This window comes from Pseudomonas sp. HK3 (assembly GCF_052920985.1).
Map to the genome: position 1 here is coordinate 827849 of NZ_JBREXD010000002.1, position 18041 is coordinate 845889.

The following is an 18041-nucleotide window of genomic DNA, read 5'->3' on the forward strand; positions in this document are numbered from 1 at the left end:
CTTTTTATGAGCATGCAAGAATTAATGGCCCAAAATAAAGCGTGGGCCAATGAACAAAAGAAAACGGACCCTGAGTTCTTTCATCGCTTAAGCGAACAACAAAGCCCAGAGTACTTATGGATTGGTTGCAGTGACTCGCGCGTGCCCGCTAATCAAGTGGTGGGATTAGACCCTGGTGAATTATTTGTACACCGCAATATTGCTAATATTGTGCTACACACCGACTTCAACTGTTTATCGGTACTGCAATTTGCGGTTGAAGTCTTAAAGGTTCGCCATGTGATTGTCTGCGGCCATTATGGTTGCGGCGGTGTAAAAGCGGCTTTGGGTAATCAAGAATTTGGCTTAGTTGATAATTGGCTACGTCACATAAAAGATATTTATATTAAGTACAAATCTGAAATTGACGGTTTACGCTTTGAACAACAAAGAGTAAACCGCTTGTGTGAACTGAATGTTATCGAACAAGTGAACAACTTATCCAAAACTAAAATTGTGCAACATGCTTGGCAAAACGGGCAAGATCTTTCCATTCACGGAGTGATTTACTCCATTGCTGATGGTTTACTAAAAGAGCTTAACATCAATGCTATCAACACCGATCACATCGACCCTATTTTTAAAATGAAAACGGATGCTGGCCGCCTTTAATGCAGCACTCGGCTTTCAATATGATCCAGTGAAAGCAATGAAACCATCCAAAAGTCCGCTACATTAATGGGCATACTAATTACGTCTTCAAGCGGCTGTAATAACAACGACACCGACAACCGATGCTTGATCCCTTGAATGTTGTTTTCAACATATTGAACAAGCGAGTACAAGTTCACGTTGGCCTCTTCCTTTCGCAATGCATACGCATATTCAAGGGCGCTGCGCAGGTAACGGTCCACTGAAAACGAGGAGCTGTGGCAACTCAGAAGCAGTTCTGATATTTCAAACGCATTGCCATACGCAACCGACGCTTTTTGCCAATCTTGTGAATGAAATAACGCCCTTGCCTGCTCAATGATCACTTGCCAAGCTTGAATCGCTTGCTGGGGGTTATTAACAAATTCACCTCGATGGTTATCGCATAGGTATTTCATTTGGGGTTCCTGACCTGTCTCTTTATCGATTGACTGGCAATTACATTATTGCAATTGATTCTCATTTGCAATAAATATATTATGTGCTCAATCATCTAATCAATAGAATGGCCTATCGGTACTCCCTGTGTATGCCTTATTATGCTTTATGGGTAGTTAATGGGATTTATATACCCACTTTGAATCAGCCAAACCCTGATCATACTCAAGCCTTCTATTCTTCACTTTGTTACTATTCGCGTACATTGCTCTAGGAGTTTACCGTGATTCGATCCGCGTTCTTTTCGGTTGGATTCCGCCCATTTTTTGCCAGTGGCATTTTGTTTGGTGCCCTTGCGCTTATTATTTGGGCCGGTATATGGCTGCCAGAGATTCAAGTCAGCATTGATCGTGTTATGTCTCCAGTGGGCGGATTTTATTTTTGGCACCCTCATGAACTGATTATGGGGTTTGCGTTGGCAATTATTATCGGTTTTTTATTAACCGCTGTTCGCAACTGGACAGGCTTAGAAACCGCGTCACCTCTTAGTTTATTTATCATCTGGTTAGCCTGGTTATGGGCACGCGTTGTCATGGCGTTTGGCGCGGATTACACATTCAACTTAATTGTCATTTCACAAATATTGCCCGCGCTATTAGCCGCAGCCTACATCACCCGGCCAATCTTACAAAAAAAGATGTGGCGAAATTTATTTGCCCCAGTCACGCTGCTGATGTTCGCATTATTAGATGTGGCCATGCTTCATAAGCAACATGAGCTGAGCCTTCAACCCAGCCAATTGTTTGCCGCCGCTATTTTCATGATTTTATTTTTAATCACTATGATAGGCGGTCGAGTCATTCCATTTTTTACTGCCAACAAATTAGGCACCCAAAAATGGGACGAGCCAAAACCCTTATTATTAGCATGCGCGCTACCCATTATTATACTAATGTGCGTGCAAGGTTTAGCGGATCATAGCCTGCGAATAAACGTGACCAGTGCATTAGCCGCAATGTTGTTTATTAGCCACGGTCTACGGCTTTTTTATTGGCACCAAAAAGCAATGTGGCGCCACCCTATGCTGTGGTCACTATGGTTATCTTACGCATCTATGCCTCTAGGGTTTTTAGCCCTCGCACTGGAACCGTTTTTACAACTGGGCAATATAGCCATACACATATTTGCCCTTGGAACACTCAGCGGATTAATTGTCAGTATGGTGTCACGCGTTAGCCTTGGTCATACTGGCCGTACGATCATTCATGACCCCGTTATTATGAGCGTAATCGTGTGTATGATTACCGCTATGCTCATTCGAACATTAGCCATAGCACTGGTTGGTTTTCACATTGGATTGATCATTGCTAGCGCGATATTTGCCTCATTAAGTTTGGCGTTATTATTCACGCGGTTCGTCATGATTTGGATTACGCCACGCGCTAAAAAATAACAGAACTACCCATAATTGAGTAGTTGCTTTAGCGCAAGATAACCCTACAGAGGAATATCAAGCTACGCCAAGAAAGCTAAAATAAAGCACACTGTTTATTTTAGGAGACAGGCATGAGCCAATTATTTTCTGAACTGCTGACCATGACGGCTCAACAACCAGAGCCACAGCGCTTGTTATTTTTATTTGCGCAAACTGACGAAAAAAATCCAAAGAAAAGTAAAAAACACAAAAAAGGCACCATCACACCCACCATGTGTGTTGACAAGTTACCAGGAGATTTAACAACGTTTGAAAGCCTGATATCTGAAGCCGACAACATCAGTAAAGATTGGGAGTTTGTTTTTATTGCAGGATTAAGCGGACAAAACGGTCAGGCGCCGACTGAAGATGATGCCGAACCTTACTTAAACAAAATGACCAACGACATCGCCAGTGGTGCCGACCTTTCGCGTTACGTAGTACTTGATCGCCAAGAACAAGCCATGGATATCCAAGGGCACTAACCCTTTAACATTCCCTTTTGTATGATCAAGCCCTTACGTTAAACGTGTGGGCTTTTTTTGTCTTTTTATTCTACATATTTACATTATTTAATATAACGCCCTTGCAGGTTTCACGCCTAAGCGCGTATCGAACTATTGATCTGAGTCATTAAGCTCGCGTGGAGCAAAAAACAAAAACACTATATATTGTGAAAAATAAAATACAAAACACAACATATGGTATAAAAGATGTCTTTACTGCGCTCGGACCCTCCCCATGTGGTCTTTCAAGAATGTCCAAATGAGATCGCGTTGTGCTTTAGCTTTTATGGTTGCCCTTTAAGGTGCAATGGCTGCCACAGTGAAGAGCTGTGGAATGCATCTGGCGGCTCACCTTTAAGCGTTGAGCGTTTTGAGCAATACCTAAACCAATACGCAGGGCTCATGAGTGCCGTGGTTTTTTTCGGCGGAGAATGGCAACCACTTGAATTACAAGCCTTACTGCGCGCAGCGCAAGCTAAGCATTTAAAAACCTGTTTATACACAGGGCTTAATCATATTTCGCGTCACCTTAAACCTCATTTAAATTTTGCAAAAGTTGGCCCGTGGGAATCACAGCTCGGCGGTGTTAATAATCTAAATAGTAATCAACGCTTTTATCAGCTTGAAAATAACGAACTGAAACACGACTTAACCCATTTATTTTTAGACCAATCAGCACATATTAAACACGCCAACCACAAGGATTCTTATCATGCTGCAGCTTAGCCCAGACCAAATTCACACAAAACTTGATTTCATGGCGGGCTATGTCAACGCCAATAACGCTGCTGAAGCTTCAAAATTTGATGCTAATGCGAATGTCACTCACAAAAATATCGCGACCTTAGAAGCCGAACTCATGAAAGATGCGGTGATTCAAATTAATCGCGCAAAGATTACAGAGAAAATTCGAGAATTATTTGGTGATGAACAAGCAAAAGAATATCTGCGTCAAATTGAACACCATGAAATATACGTACATGATGAAACCAGCCTAAAGCCCTACTGTGCATCTATCACCATGTATCCGTTTTTATTAGACGGCTTAACAAAACTGGGAGGCGAATCAAAAGCGCCTAAGCACTTGGAGTCGTTTTGTGGCTCATTTGTGAACCTTGTATTTGCCATTAGCGCACAATTCGCAGGGGCGATTGCGACCGTCGAATTCTTAACCTACTTTGATCACTTTGCCCGTATCGATTACGGTGATGATTACTTAAAAAACCACCCAGAAAAAATCGCAAATCATTTACAGCATGTGGTCTATGCATTAAACCAACCGGCAGCGGCCCGAGGTTATCAAAGTGTTTTTTGGAATATTTCACTTTATGATCAATTTTACTTTGAATCTATGTTTGGGGATTTTGTATTTCCCGCTAACCATGTCAACCAAAACGTGTTAGTCAAACCACTTTGGGATAACATTAATTCGTTGCAACATTTTTTTATGAACTGGTTTAATCAAGAGCGTAAAAACGCCATTTTAACCTTCCCTGTTATCACCGCTGCCATGCTCACTGAAAATGGCCAATGTAAAGATCAAACATTCATGGCATTTTGTGCACAACAATTAGCCGAAGGTAATAGCTTTTTTACGTATCTTTCTGATAATGCAGACTCACTTGCGTCGTGCTGCCGATTACGTAACGAAATGACCGACAATACGTTTTCATACACACTGGGGGCGGGCGGCATTGCTACGGGCTCGGTGAACGTGATTACAATCAATATGAACCGAGTGATACAAAAGAAAATCGATCTCAAGGAATTGGTTCAAAGTGTACATAAATATCAAATTGCATATCGTCACGTCATGCAAGAATACCAAGAACAAGGCATGCTGCCCGTTTACGATGCGGGATTTATCAATTTTAATAAGCAATTTTTAACCATTGGTGTAAACGGTATGGTCGAAGCCGCAGAAAGCTTGGGCATTACCCCTGGTAACAATCAAGCATACAAAGAATTTGTTCGCAATCACTTAAAAATAATCTACGACGAAAACAAAGCGGCTAAGACAGAAACCGGATATTTATTTAACACAGAATTCGTACCCGCTGAAAACCTGGGGGTTAAAAATTCAAAATGGGATAAAGCAGATGGCTTACGTGTCAACCGCGAGTGCTACAACAGTTATTTTTATATCGTTGAAGATGAAACCTGCCATGCACTGGATAAATTTGTTTTGCATGGTAAAGACATGACCGAGTATTTAGATGGCGGCTCTGCATTACACCTCAATCTAGACGAAACCTTAAGCCAAGCGCAATACGCTAAGCTATATAACGTGGCCGCAAAAACAGGCTGCAATTATTTTTGTATAAATGTGAAAATCACCATATGCAATGACTGTGACACAATTGATAAGCGAACATTATATCAATGCCCAAGCTGTCATAGTCATAACGTTGATCATGGCACCCGTGTGATTGGGTATTTAAAGCGAGTAAGTGCCTTTAGCCGTGCTCGCCAACATGAGCATGACCGTCGTTATTATCAAAAGCAGGCTTAACGTATTTTGCATCATACAACCAATACGAAAAGCCAGTCTCCGTGATTACAACATGAATGGTTCAAAACCATCATACAGTTGCTAATAGTTGGTCTATTATGAGCCTATTAACGGCTTAAACCGCTATTTATGCAGGCTCGTTGTATCTCAATATCAGGTTTATTAGAACCGTATCTTTAGGTTCGCTATGAATCGTAGCCATGACATAACGAGCCCTGTATTATGCCCCCGATAATTTTAAGGGTGCTAGCCAGCACCGAGCATGACATTGTTAGATTCTGAGCCTGCACTCAGACTTATTTAGTACGGTAGACCGACATGACAAAACCCCAAACAGCCGCCCTTTTGGCCACTGCAAAAACCCACATGCCTTTGGGCGTAGCCGACAGCTACCGCTACTGGGGCGAAGACAACACTGTTTTTGTCAAAAGCATGAAAGGCGGCACCATCACAGATGAAGATGGCCAAGTTTATGTGGATTTTCGTCTTGCCTACGGCCCGATCATTCTGGGTTACCGTGATGCTAGGGTCGACCAAGCCGTCATTAACGCAATCACTGAGATTGGTACGCTTTCGGGCTTTTCAACTGGCTTAGACTCAGAAGTCGTCAGCTTGGTTAAAAAGATGTGCCCTAACATCGAAAAAATGCGGTTTGCTAACTCCGGCACAGAAGCCGTCATTGGTGCTGTTCGTACGGCACGAGGGTTTACTGGCCGTAATAAGATTGTGGTTGTTGAAGGCGGTTTTCACGGCCTGTATGACGAGATGATGTGGAAATCCGATGTGGATAACTGGGACAACAAAACCGAAGCAGCACCTGAGATAAAACCCTTTGGTGGGGGTATCCCAGAAAGCTCACGCGAACATCTAGAAACCGTACCACTCAATGACTTTGATGCCATTAAAGACGTGTTTGCCCGTGTAGGTGATGATATTGCCGCTATCGTAATTGAACCCATCTTAGGCAACTGTGGCAGCATCGCGTCGAGCCAAGAATACATGCAAATGCTGCGTGACGTGTGTAATGCAAACGGTGCATTGCTGATTATGGATGAAGTAAAAACCGGTTTTCGCGTAGCAAAAGGCGGCGCACAAGAGCTGTATGGTATTAAAGCCGACCTAACCACCTACGCAAAAGCCATTGGTAATGGCTACCCTGTTGCCGCCTTTGGTGGCCGTGCAGATGTAATGGACATGATCAGCTTTAATAAAAATGGCGTGACACATGGTGGTACATACACAGCCAACATGATTGCATTAAGCGCAGCAAAAGCCACCTTAACGATTTTGAACGAAACCAATGCCTACGACACCATCAATAAAGTCGGCGCACAGATTCAACAAGCACTGTCTCGAGTCTTTACCAAGCACGGCATCGAGCATAAATTTGCAGGCCCAGACGCCATGTTTGGTGTGCACTTTGGTAAAGAAGTCCCACAAAATTATCGTGACTGGAAAAAAACCAACAGCGATCTTTACACCGCATTCGCCCACAACCTCATTGCCAACGGCATCATGCTAGAGCCTGATTCTCGCGAACCCTGGTTTATTTGTGAAGCGCACCAAAGCGTGGATATGAAGTGGCTAGAAACAGTAGCAGATCAAGCTATGGCAAAAGCCTTGAGTGATTCGAAATAAGATAACGACTGAATAGTTGAAATTAAAAACGCATTCATTTTGAATGCGCTTAGAAACACTTAAATCCCAGGTATTTAGTGAACCCGCAGGATGGGCACTACCCACCACTCGCTTATGATTGTCGGGCAATGCCCGACCTACAAAGCTTACTCTCGGCATAAAAACGCATTCATTTTGAATGCGTTTTTAAATACGTTAATCCTATAATTTAACAAACCCGTAGGGTGGGCACTGTCCACCATTCGCTTATGATTGTCGGGCAATGCCCGACCTACAAAGTTTACTCTCGACATAAAAACGCATTCATTCTGGATGCGCTTATAAACACTTAAATCCTATAATTTAACAAACCCGTAGGGTGGGCACTGCCCACCATTCGCTTATGATTGTCGGGCAATGCCCGACCTACAAAGTTTACTCTCGACATAAAAACGCATTCATTCTGGATGCGCTTGCTTATAAACACTTAAATCCTTATAATTTAACAAACCCGTAGGGTGGGCACTGCCCACCATTCGCTTATGATTGTCGGGCAATGCCCGACCTACAAAGCTGTATTCCTCTTATAAACATCCATTCGTTGTAAACAACTGTAAATCAAAGAATTATAGCCGCCCTTTAAAAACATCAAACATTAAGATTTTAATGGTGAATATATGAACCTTTTAAGTCGAGACATAAAATCTTTTATGGTACCCATAACGCCGTACTTTAAAATAATATACAACGCCATTTTAGGTAATGACTTTATTGATCCGTACATAATGCACACATACTTATATTCACCGATTGGCCCTTCATAAATAATATTAGGCAATGAACTAAGCTGTACTTTTGCAACTTTTGGATGTCTAGCTCCACCAATGATATAAGGCTTCTTTAATTTATATATCTCAATGAATGATGTTAAAAATATTCTACATCTGTGTATGGGATGCAAGTTATCATCCATCCAAAGCCCACCACCTTCGACCACTTCAGACTCTAACGGATGCTCATCTGTCAAAGCGCCTGCAGGAATATCCGCATAATACCTAATGGGCAAATTTGAATTTAAACTATAACCACCTACTATCTCTTTTTTTTCATTATAAAACGCACGGACAGTCGATATCCGCATAAAGTGCTCGACACTTGTTTTATTACCAGACATATTTTCGTATATTCTGGCATATTCTTTAAAGTCATCGATCTCTTTTAGTATACGGCTGGTTAATTTCATCTTACTTCGAGCTCCCTGCTCAAGTTAAATTGAGAAATATCATGATTCGTAATATCAAATAAAATCAGGCAAGAGTGCAGGCACGTAATTATTCATATCTGCCCGGTGAAATAATATTATCAGGGTCAAGCGCTGACTTTATTTTCTGTCGTATAGTGATAGCATCACGCTCTATTTCGGATTGACCAAACGGCATTTCATCAATAGACCGTCGATAGCATATCCAACCTTCTTTACGATATTTTTCACGTAAAAGATCAATTAATACCTTTGCTCTTAAGGTCTCGTCTTCATCTTCTTTATTAAAGTACAAACTTACAATGGCTTGACACATATGTGACGTAACAGACGTTAGTGTTACCGCAAATTCAAACCCGTATTGTTCGTATAATGACTTGGTTAATTCAATACAATTATTGACAACCTCACCCTTCATTGGCAATGCGGGGGCGATCCAATAAAATCCACAACCCGCCATTACTGGGTCTTGATCAGCCGATGGTTGCTTTGAAGCATGTCGCCAATAACATCCTTTAAGCGCTAAGCCATCAGGGTTCCCTTCGAACATAATCATTGCTTGGGTTAATTGGCGAATTGTTTTTTGAAAACGATGATAGGAGTCACTTCTTTTAAATAGCGGGTATATTCGTCCCATAAAATGATCCACTTTAATAAGCGATTTTAGTGAGATCGAATTAACGATTGCGACGCCTTTTAGTTTCTCTTTAATGCGTTTTATTTTTGCTTTCGTCACTAACTTAGCGCCTGAAACAATAAACGCACTGGACCATGGTGCAATATTATTGCGTGATAGCATATTGCGTATCTGGCCTTCAGTTATACCTTTTTTACTATCCCATTTAGAAAAATCAAACTGCTGACTCACACCAAACATACGAAAGCTATTACCAAGATGAGGCAGAGTATCGATTGTGCCCTCAGCCTTAAGCTCAGCCATTTTATCAATGTACAAAGGTAATTTTTCTGCACTTGCTAACCGAATTAAACAGCGAGCACTTTCTTCTTGTACCTTACTTAATTCAAATCGAATACACGTTACAACAGCCAAGTTATTCTGTGTGAATATTTCCTGTAAGCCGGCTGATAAACCCGCTCGCCCGACATAATCCTTGTGATCATCAAGGGATATAATCTGACCATCCGCCAATACTGCTTCTTTGATCGTAAAGTGCTGGCTTCTGTTGCCATTGCTGCCGTGCCCGAAACCTCTTTCTAGTACATTACCAACAATACTGGTATCAGGGCCGGCGCCTGTGCAATCAATCATCCATGAGGAGCCTTTCAGGTAGTTAGCCAACTGCCCCTGTGTTACGCCAGGCTCAATATCAACAACGCCGTTAACGTCATCAAAATGACGAATATTATTCATTCTTTTAAAGTCAACGATAAGCGCGTCATTTAGCACGGCCGACGCCCCACCATAACCCCAATTACGGCCACTGCTAATCGGGTAGCAATGCAGATTATTTTTGATGCAATAATGCATTGTGCTCACGACATCATCACAGCTTTCTGGAAAGGTAACACCAGAGACCGACCGTAAATGATTGATCAGCCCGCTATTTTTGTATCTTTGAGTAATTGAGTCGTCATTTAACAGGGATATATTATGTTTAAATTCAGGCATTTTGCCTCTAATTTATATTTGGTAGAGTATATGAAGGGTATTTAGACTAATAATTAAACGTGACAGTTTGATTTAATTATTAAAAATAAATAATTTTAATTTTAGTAGGTCAATAGTATGACTGAAGCTGAAATTATTGGCTGAGTCTAAGTAAATATAATGAATTACTGAATACTACTTATTGCGTATATTTTCATATTTTGAGGCTGTTCAAAATTCTGTGTCAGTTAAATTTTCTACAGGTCGATGTGTTCATCCAGTCGACCTTCAAAATGAATCGCCAGCTGCGACAGCGTAAGATTCCAATTTTGCACGGGATACGTCCAACGCTCCGAGACTTTCAAAATACCCGCGTACAATAATTTCAGCAAGCCGTTTTCGTTGGCAAAACCGCCTTTGGTTTTTGTCAGTTTTCTAAATTGCCGATGTACCGCTTCAACGGCATTGGTGGTATAGATGGCTTTGCGCACGTAATCAGGGTATTTAAAATACGTTGTAAGGGTATCCCACTTGGTTCGCCAAGACTTAATCACCATAGGGTATCGATCGCCCCACTTAGCTTCTAGCTCGTCGAGAGCGCTTTCTGCAGCATCCAGGTTAGTCGCCTTATAAACGAACTTTAAATCCGCCATGAACGCTTTCTGATTTTTACTGGCAACGTATTTAATTGAGTTGCGGATTTGATGAATAATACAGTGCTGGATTTCAGTGTTGGGGTAGATGGTCGTAATCGCTTCAGGGAAGCCTTTTAAGCCATCAATACAGCAGATTAAAATATCTTTAACACCGCGATTGTTTAAATCGGTTAACACACTTAGCCAGTGATGAGCGCCTTCAGAGTCCGATAAATACAGGCCAAGCAGCTCTTTTTGCCTTCAATATTCACCGCCAAAATGGTGTAAATAGCTTTACTCACGTAACGGCCATTGTCTTTTATTTTATAGTGAATAGCGTCAAGCCAAACAATGGGGTACACCGCATCTAACTCACGCGTACGCCATGCCTGAAGCTCTGGCAGGAGTTTATCGGTAACGGCATTGAGAGTGCCATTGGAGAGGTTTACACCGTACAAATCTTCGATGTGTGAGCGGATATCTTGATAGCTATTGCCCAGTGCAAACAAAGCCAATACTTTACGCTCGAGCTCATCCGTAAGCTGTGTCTGATTTTTCTTAACGATTTGAGGCTCAAAGGTTCCGGCGCGGTCACGAGGGGTTTCTAGCTCGAATTTGCCTGCGGGAGATTTCATGGTTTTTTGGGTTTTGCCATTTTTACGATTATGATTGGGATCATTAGCAAGGTGATCTTCGAGCTCAGCTTGCAAGGCGGCTTCAGTGAGTTGCTTGATTAGAGGGGTAAGAATACCGTCTTTTCCAGTGAGGTCTTGACCTTCACGTAGGGCTTTAAGGGCGGCTTCCATATCGAATGTTGGTTTGGTCATATGTCATCTCTTTTTTAGTGATTTTAAAGAAATGACACAGAATTTTGAACACTACCCATATTTTATGAGCACAATCCGCTTTTAAGTTCTGAATTAAAAATATTTTTTTGTTTTTATTTTAACCACATTATTTTAATACTGATTTCATTGATTAATACGATATTTAAAATAACTGAATAGAAATACATCTTATTTGCAGTCTTAGTTAGAATTCATAAACAGACAGGTAATCGTCTCATCCCCCTATTACTTTTTTATGTCTTTATTATCGTTAAAATCACTATTTTTGCTAGATGTCAGGTCTGATATTGATGCACAAGATAAGTCGGTATTTTTATCAACAAGGTCAGCACCATCTACGGTTAAAACATGTAATGTATAGTTATTTCGTCCAGATCTTTTGGATTCGTATAAGGCCTTATCTGCAATTTCAACGGCGGTCTTATATGAATAGTCTTTCATCCAATCACCTGGTTTAGCAATTAAACACGCCCCCATACTCACCGTAATAAACGGTGTAATAGGCGATGATGGATGCGGGTACTGCAATGAGGCAACCATATGCTGAAATGACGTCATAACTACATCAACATCCTCTGCTTTTTCTAATGCAATGGTAATAGCAAATTCTTCTCCTCCATAGCGATACAGTTGATCACTGGGCCGACGGCAACCAGCTTTTAATGCTAAGGCTACAGCCTTAAGCGCATCATCGCCTTTTTGATGGCCCAAGCTATCATTAAAGTTTTTGAAATAATCGATATCTGCAATAATCAGCACAATAGGTTTTGATTGTCTTGGCGCCGTACGCCATAAATCAGACACCCCCTCATCAAATGCTCGCCTGTTTTTAACACCTGTCAGCGCATCCGTCATTGATTTTTGCTCTAACATCAATCGTTCGCTTTCTACATGTACCATTAATTCTTTTAATGCTCGGCTGAACACCTTCACCTCAACAATAAATCCAGAATGAGGTAATACAACTGACTCATCACCCTGTCTTAGTGACAATATAAAAAGTGACATGTCGGCAAGAGGATTAAGAATAAATTTAGAGATAATGAAAATCATAACCATAGGTATCAACAATAGAATTAAAACCATTATTGACGTTTGATAATCAATTAAAGTGGGTAAACTACTTTTTTCATATTTAACTTCAAATAGAAAAGTCCATCGTACCTTGGCTTTCATTAGCAACACCCATAACATAACGGCTAGAAAGCTTATTTAAGTTAAGCATTTTTCTAATAGATATTAAGTTCGTCATATTTTCAGGAATCGTACTCACTTTAAAATTGGCGCCGGTAACCGCTTTAATTTCTTCTATGTCGATAGTGCGAGAAAATGCAAGATAGCCATTCTTGGGCTTTTCTTCATTTGAGTCTTGTATAGTTGATACACATAACAAAGCAAGTTGATCTACTTTATCGGCATATTGGAACTTGCAATTAACATCTATATTACTTGGCCAGCGAAACTCCGCAAAAACATCTTGAAGTCCAAATTCTAAAGAAGAAAAATCATAAGTTCGCATGCCATTTTTTTCTTCTTCGATGCCAGTATTCAACTGGTTTTTATCATTAAAAAAGAATATTCCATTCAAATTCATATCGCTTAGAATAGAATCCACAAGATTACTTTTTACGAAATCTTCATTAGAATTCTCCATATATTCTAGAGGTCATCCCACTTTGACCAATCGTAAAGTAGTAACATCAAATTATTTTCTTCAACTGAAAAAGATTTTTGAATTGCGCGTAAATCAAGCTGATGATGTAAAAGGATTTGAGTAACAATCTGAGGATAAACAATATTAATGCGATAAAGTAAGAAGCCACCGCATACAACAAAAACATATATCAATAAAATGGTAATAACAAAATGTTTTAACCGCATAGCACCTCCTCAATCTTTTTAAGTGTAGCTGGGTTGGGCATACGCAACAGATTTTTATCAAGCTCCCCCCTTTTAACCTATTAAATGGGCATAAACATTGGTGGGACTTAGAAAATATTTTTACAGAAAATATGAATAATTTTTGTTATTAGAAATAATGATGATATTCAACTTGATAAGCATGCGACGTGATTGTAATACATAGTTAAGAAAGTGTTATTGCTATTAAGCACAAAAAAGCACGCGTTCCACATAAGAAAGCGTACTTTTATATTTGTGTAACGTGCGGTATTAAATCACTGAGAGCGTCACATCAATATTGCCACGAGTCGCATTTGAATACGGACATACCTTGTGAGCGGCTTCGACCATTGTCTGCGCTTCAGCTTTATCCATGTCACCTAGTGACACCGCTAGCTTAACCGCAATACCGAAACCACCTTCAATGGCACCAATTGATACCTCTGAATCAATATAAACATCTTTTGGTAAGCTGCGCTTTTGTGCTCCAGCAACCACTTTAAGTGCACCAATGAAACAAGCTGCATAACCCGCTGCAAACAACTGTTCAGGATTAGTACCTTGGCCATCGTCGCCGCCTAAACTTTTAGGGGTGGATAACGCAATGTTTAAACGACCATCATCTGATTTTGCTACGCCTTCGCGGCCGCCAGTGGCTGTTGCTTTGGCTGTGTATAATGCATTCATGTTAATCTCCAAAATGTCTATGATTTAGTTTGCATGCAAACTAATATACAGTATCGAATACCAATTGCAAATACTTTGCATGCAAATTAAAATGGACGTTAATGGAGTCTCTTATGTCATTTGATCAGTTAAAACTCAAAAAACAGCTATGTCACCGCCTGTATATGGCCTCGAACAGCATTGCGCGTGCTTATCGTGAACCATTGGGTGCACTCAATATAACGTATCCTCAATATGTCGTGATGATGGCCTTGTGGGAGCAAAACGAAATTACCATTGCAGAACTTGTGGCAAAAACCAGCATTGATGGTGGGGCGATGACACAAATTTTAAAAAAAATGGCCGATAAAGCGCTACTCGAAATAATTAAAGACGAGCACGATAAGCGCAAACGCCTAGTGCAGCTAACCCAGCAGGGACAGGCTTTAAAGCAAGAAGCCGTTAATATTCCGAATCAAATAACGTGCAAATTTACCAGTATAGACAGCGAGCAGATAGAACAACTGATGCAGCTGCTTTATCTAGTTGTACATGACTTAGGCGACTAAACTTAGGGTATCTAAATGGTACTTTGTGCCGTTACTTCGTATTACCTTGGGAAAACTGCTCCTAAAATAGACATGTTTTACATTATTATGAATCTTATTCAGCCAGCTACCTCTTAGATATCAGGACGCCATTACTGCGCATTCATTTCTGTCTCCGTCATTAAAGGCTGCCATCCATGATTCAGGCATTAGGCGGCTGCTCAAACTTAGTAAATAAAGAACTTAACCCCTTAATCCTGCACACGCTTCGCTTGGTATATCCACTGCGCCCTTGATTCTATTTAAGTGTGGCTACGAGCTATTTCATTACATGTTTGAGGCAAAAGTGTTACTGGGTCCCGTTAAATCAAGAACGGGTTCACAGCCTCTCAACTTACCGCTCATTTCGCTTTATTTGCTCAGTATTCATCAATACTATGCTCAAAAATTAGACAAAAAAGAATCTTGAAGGACAAAATATGCTTAGTAGAACGATAATGACACTGGGGCTGTTAACACTATTGTTAGCCTGTAGTGATAACAACGAGAAGGAGCCTACCCCCAATGAAACTAAGCAACCGTCACAAGTTGAGTTGGATGAACTCACCTCTGCACTAAACAGTATTAATCCAGCTAATCTCAAGGCCACGGCAGACATTGCTTTTCAATCTCCTATTTTTACCACATTAAATTCAGGCATTGAATTTAGTGCCGAGTCATTGCCTGATTGGGCCACCATTGACAGCATTACGGGCAGTATTAAAGGAACCGCAACGGCTGCTGATGTTCACGCAGGGCACGCATTTACTCTTAAAGCCGCACGAGGCTTAGCGCAAGTAAGTTTAAAAAGTTCGTTAACTGTTGAGCATACAGCCAGCTTGCTGACTCCTGATTCTTTGGATTTTTATGCGACGGATTTTGCAGGCAATATACGGCCTGTCGTAAATCACCTTAATGGTGATTTAACAGGCCAAGTTAAGTTTGTGCAGTCACACTCTGTTGATCCAAATAGTAATTTTGAGCAACATGCTGGGGATGAAACTCAAAGTCGCTATATGCCGAGAATTGTTGCCTTACGCGAAGCATTACTGCTATTTACACCAACGACAACATCGGCTCCCATTACGATGGATGTGGAAGTTTCTGTAAATGGCGAGGTATTGGGGGTTTATCCTATGGCTCACCCCAATGATTTGTATCAATCGGATTATGAAGGTCCAGTCAAGATAGAATACTCACACGCCGCTTGGAGCACTGAACTGCCTTGGAATCTCATGCGTAATGGTATTTCACTAAAGTTCATCCGTAATAAAGGCGCTCAAACACAAGCCAATGGTGAGCTTAGCGCGACTAATATTGACATAGGTGATGCGAGCCAAATTATTTTACAAACTATTCGCTTAGGCATGCTAACAAATGTTGATCAAACTTCTGGGCATTTAACGTTAAATAACCCATGGTCAGCGGCAGCTGATTATTTTCAAACATTACCGGTGTCTAAATTGATCGTCGCCAGTTATGCGGATGTAGAGTTAGCAAAAACCATCACTGCTGATGGCACAATATACGATACAGCTAGTGCAACTGACGGCGGTATTTATAGTGGTGACATGCGTGGAGATGTGGCTAAAGCGCAAGTGAGTACCGGCATCAATTTGGCCAATTATGGTATTAGTAGTAATAATAACTGGCAGTCTTACCCGCTTTTATTCAAGCAAGTCACTAATCACCATGCTTGGGGTAATTATAAAAATGGTCGTCAAGCCCATGGTTTAAGTGGTGGCAATGGCATTGGTACATTGACGAGCAGCTCAGGTAATGAAGCCAGTCACGAGTGGGGCCATGGTTATGGTTTAGGGCATTACCCAGGCAGCACATTAACCGAAGACAAGCGTTGGCAGCGCCATCATGCCGACAGTGGCTGGGGATTCATCGCTCATCGTAATCGACTGCGTAGCAGTATTCAGGGTGGCGTGGTTGAATCCAGCCCAGAGCATTATAAAGGCATCTATCGTTATCATGTTGATGCAATGTCTGGCGGCTCTAATAGCTCACGTTTTTCAGAATATACCTACCATACTGGCTATTCTGCACGGATTATTCAAAATCATTTAGAACAGTTCCCAATACCCGATACCCGTTTTGCCAGCGGTTATAAAAAGTGGGATGAAAACACCGGCCGTTATGAGCAATATGATTTTCCAACAACTGATCAACGCTTAGCGCCTCAGCAAGTCGGCGTACCTGTCGCGACCATTTTAGGAGGCTATGACCCTACTGGCGATAACGCATTAATTTATCCAGTGTTCCATGGTAACTACGGCAATGTATTTGATTTACCTGCACCAGACTTTACACAAACGGATGGCATCTGCTGGCTAACACTTAATAACGCGGCTAATCAGCCACGCAATATAGCCCTAGCCGCGGCCCGTCACAATGCAGGCAGTATTAACCAACTCCATATCAATGTGGCTGCGGACTATTTACCGACCCTAGCCACCGTAACCTGCCGTCGAATGGGAACAGATGTAGAATTAGCCCGAACAGTATTTGATGGGGTTATCCCTGCTCTACCAGAGCTTGCTGTTGTTGGCCAAGAAGCGGAGTACATCGGCTTACAAAAACATGAAATGAGACAGTTAAGCGAGTCTCTTAGTGCCTTATCAGCGGATACTATTCCAGTATTAAATTTGGCGACAACTGATTTACTTGCCAGCTACAGCACAGAAGAATTAACAAACGGCTTAAGTGCTGAGGCAAAATTAGTTTGGCAGCGTTATACCCGTCAGCAAAAAAATACTCAGAAATTAAAATTTGTTTTACACACACTCATGCAAGAACCCATAACCCTAGCGGAAAAAGCAGAGAAGATGAGAACCGCATTAATCGCTCACGCTGTCCTTAGTAAAGGCCAAAGTATGCCTGTCACAGGTTATGTCATTCAAGGTCCAAAATACTTCAGCGCCAAGCTTGATGCTGATGGCTACATGAATGCGTCGGCAGAATCGACAGGTGCGGCTAAGTGGATAATGGATGCACAAGGCAAAATACATTTAGCGGCTCAACCCTCTCAATGCATAATCGCCACAGAAAGCCGTTTAGGTTTAGTTGATTGTGAGCTGGATAACGGTGCTCAGTTATGGCGTTTTAAAGACGATGATACCGTCAAAAACATGGGCAACCAGAAGTGCGTTGACTTTGATTACAACAATAGCCGCTTGATTACATATGGTTGCCATGGTGGTGTTAATCAACAATGGCAAATAGAGGCCGACGCTCAATCCGACAACCTGTTATTAGCATTATGGGCAGGTAATGATTTAGAGGCTCTGTATCAGTTATTAGAGAATTAATGCTGAGTTAAGTTTGCCTACGATATTACATCGACTATT

Annotated in this window: 15 protein-coding genes and 1 pseudogene; 8 read left to right on the top strand and 8 right to left on the bottom strand. The window is 41.3% G+C overall.

What is annotated here, in order from left to right; genetic code table 11:
• Window positions 1–6 precede the first annotated feature (6 nt).
• A complete protein-coding gene (gene can, locus ACU6U9_RS14865) occupies window positions 7–651 on the top strand; it encodes a carbonate dehydratase (RefSeq protein WP_446735796.1) in 645 nt (214 codons plus the stop codon).
• On the opposite strand, the gene ACU6U9_RS14870 is transcribed toward can, so the two are convergent.
• Window positions 648–1088 (bottom strand): hypothetical protein, encoded by a 441-nt coding sequence (locus tag ACU6U9_RS14870; RefSeq protein WP_446735797.1) that lies wholly within the window; start codon window positions 1086–1088, stop codon window positions 648–650. The two genes, can and ACU6U9_RS14870, sit on opposite strands and share 4 nt — an antisense overlap.
• A gap of 263 nt (window positions 1089–1351) precedes the next feature.
• Here ACU6U9_RS14870 and ACU6U9_RS14875 point away from each other — a divergent pair, with 263 nt between their 5' ends.
• The 5 genes from ACU6U9_RS14875 to ACU6U9_RS14895 all read left to right on the top strand — a co-directional run bounded on the left by ACU6U9_RS14875 (window position 1352) and on the right by ACU6U9_RS14895 (window position 7198).
• Window positions 1352–2521 carry an NnrS family protein gene (locus ACU6U9_RS14875; protein ID WP_446735798.1) on the top strand — a complete coding sequence of 390 codons (1170 nt, stop codon included), beginning with the start codon at window positions 1352–1354 and terminating at the stop codon, window positions 2519–2521.
• A gap of 113 nt (window positions 2522–2634) precedes the next feature.
• Window positions 2635–3027: a hypothetical protein gene (locus ACU6U9_RS14880; RefSeq protein ID WP_446735799.1), complete on the top strand. Its 393-nt coding sequence runs from the start codon at window positions 2635–2637 to the stop codon at window positions 3025–3027.
• Between the two features lie 228 nt (window positions 3028–3255).
• Window positions 3256–3774, top strand: a complete 519-nt coding sequence (locus tag ACU6U9_RS14885) for a 4Fe-4S cluster-binding domain-containing protein (protein WP_446735800.1) — start codon at window positions 3256–3258, stop codon at window positions 3772–3774.
• Complete coding sequence (nrdD, locus tag ACU6U9_RS14890) at window positions 3761–5560, top strand: anaerobic ribonucleoside-triphosphate reductase (protein WP_446735801.1); 1800 nt, start codon at window positions 3761–3763, stop codon at window positions 5558–5560. The genes ACU6U9_RS14885 and nrdD overlap by 14 nt, the downstream gene beginning before the upstream one ends.
• A 318-nt stretch (window positions 5561–5878) precedes the next feature.
• On the top strand, window positions 5879–7198 hold the full coding sequence (locus ACU6U9_RS14895) for an aspartate aminotransferase family protein (protein ID WP_446735802.1): 1320 nt from the start codon (window positions 5879–5881) through the stop codon (window positions 7196–7198).
• A 634-nt stretch (window positions 7199–7832) separates the two neighbouring features.
• On the opposite strand, the gene ACU6U9_RS14900 is transcribed toward ACU6U9_RS14895, so the two are convergent.
• The 7 genes and pseudogenes from ACU6U9_RS14900 to ACU6U9_RS14930 all read right to left on the bottom strand — a co-directional run bounded on the left by ACU6U9_RS14900 (window position 7833) and on the right by ACU6U9_RS14930 (window position 14119).
• Window positions 7833–8420 carry a hypothetical protein gene (locus tag ACU6U9_RS14900; RefSeq protein WP_446735803.1) on the bottom strand — a complete coding sequence of 196 codons (588 nt, stop codon included), beginning with the start codon at window positions 8418–8420 and terminating at the stop codon, window positions 7833–7835.
• Between the two features lie 88 nt (window positions 8421–8508).
• Window positions 8509–10068: an FAD-binding oxidoreductase gene (locus tag ACU6U9_RS14905; protein WP_446735804.1), complete on the bottom strand. Its 1560-nt coding sequence runs from the start codon at window positions 10066–10068 to the stop codon at window positions 8509–8511.
• A gap of 236 nt (window positions 10069–10304) precedes the next feature.
• Window positions 10305–11509: pseudogene (locus ACU6U9_RS14910) on the bottom strand (IS256 family transposase).
• Window positions 11510–11755: 246 nt separating this feature from the next.
• On the bottom strand, window positions 11756–12706 hold the full coding sequence (locus ACU6U9_RS14915) for a GGDEF domain-containing protein (protein ID WP_446735805.1): 951 nt from the start codon (window positions 12704–12706) through the stop codon (window positions 11756–11758).
• Window positions 12672–13184, bottom strand: coding sequence for a CHASE4 domain-containing protein (locus ACU6U9_RS14920; protein WP_446735806.1), 513 nt, complete (start codon window positions 13182–13184; stop codon window positions 12672–12674). Before ACU6U9_RS14920 ends, ACU6U9_RS14915 begins: the two co-directional genes overlap by 35 nt.
• 5 nt (window positions 13185–13189) lie before the next feature.
• On the bottom strand, window positions 13190–13411 hold the full coding sequence (locus ACU6U9_RS14925) for a hypothetical protein (RefSeq protein WP_446735807.1): 222 nt from the start codon (window positions 13409–13411) through the stop codon (window positions 13190–13192).
• Between the two features lie 291 nt (window positions 13412–13702).
• Complete coding sequence (locus tag ACU6U9_RS14930; RefSeq protein ID WP_446735808.1) at window positions 13703–14119, bottom strand: organic hydroperoxide resistance protein; 417 nt, start codon at window positions 14117–14119, stop codon at window positions 13703–13705.
• 113 nt (window positions 14120–14232) lie between these two features.
• On the opposite strand from ACU6U9_RS14930, the gene ACU6U9_RS14935 reads away from it, so the two are divergent.
• A complete protein-coding gene (locus ACU6U9_RS14935; RefSeq protein ID WP_446735809.1) occupies window positions 14233–14667 on the top strand; it encodes a MarR family winged helix-turn-helix transcriptional regulator in 435 nt (144 codons plus the stop codon).
• A 458-nt stretch (window positions 14668–15125) separates the two neighbouring features.
• Complete coding sequence (locus ACU6U9_RS14940; protein ID WP_446735810.1) at window positions 15126–18002, top strand: M66 family metalloprotease; 2877 nt, start codon at window positions 15126–15128, stop codon at window positions 18000–18002.
• The last annotated feature ends 39 nt before the right edge of the window (window positions 18003–18041 follow it).

Coding starts and splice junctions, on each gene's coding strand:
- nrdD (WP_446735801.1), top strand. CDS start 3,761: ATGCTGCAGCTTAGCCCAGACCAAATTCACACAAAACTTGATTTCATG.
- ACU6U9_RS14870 (WP_446735797.1), bottom strand. CDS start 1,088: ATGAAATACCTATGCGATAACCATCGAGGTGAATTTGTTAATAACCCC.
- ACU6U9_RS14880 (WP_446735799.1), top strand. CDS start 2,635: ATGAGCCAATTATTTTCTGAACTGCTGACCATGACGGCTCAACAACCA.
- ACU6U9_RS14885 (WP_446735800.1), top strand. CDS start 3,256: ATGTCTTTACTGCGCTCGGACCCTCCCCATGTGGTCTTTCAAGAATGT.
- ACU6U9_RS14925 (WP_446735807.1), bottom strand. CDS start 13,411: ATGCGGTTAAAACATTTTGTTATTACCATTTTATTGATATATGTTTTT.
- ACU6U9_RS14905 (WP_446735804.1), bottom strand. CDS start 10,068: ATGCCTGAATTTAAACATAATATATCCCTGTTAAATGACGACTCAATT.
- ACU6U9_RS14895 (WP_446735802.1), top strand. CDS start 5,879: ATGACAAAACCCCAAACAGCCGCCCTTTTGGCCACTGCAAAAACCCAC.
- can (WP_446735796.1), top strand. CDS start 7: ATGAGCATGCAAGAATTAATGGCCCAAAATAAAGCGTGGGCCAATGAA.
- ACU6U9_RS14930 (WP_446735808.1), bottom strand. CDS start 14,119: ATGAATGCATTATACACAGCCAAAGCAACAGCCACTGGCGGCCGCGAA.
- ACU6U9_RS14920 (WP_446735806.1), bottom strand. CDS start 13,184: ATGGAGAATTCTAATGAAGATTTCGTAAAAAGTAATCTTGTGGATTCT.
- ACU6U9_RS14915 (WP_446735805.1), bottom strand. CDS start 12,706: ATGAAAGCCAAGGTACGATGGACTTTTCTATTTGAAGTTAAATATGAA.
- ACU6U9_RS14900 (WP_446735803.1), bottom strand. CDS start 8,420: ATGAAATTAACCAGCCGTATACTAAAAGAGATCGATGACTTTAAAGAA.
- ACU6U9_RS14940 (WP_446735810.1), top strand. CDS start 15,126: ATGCTTAGTAGAACGATAATGACACTGGGGCTGTTAACACTATTGTTA.
- ACU6U9_RS14935 (WP_446735809.1), top strand. CDS start 14,233: ATGTCATTTGATCAGTTAAAACTCAAAAAACAGCTATGTCACCGCCTG.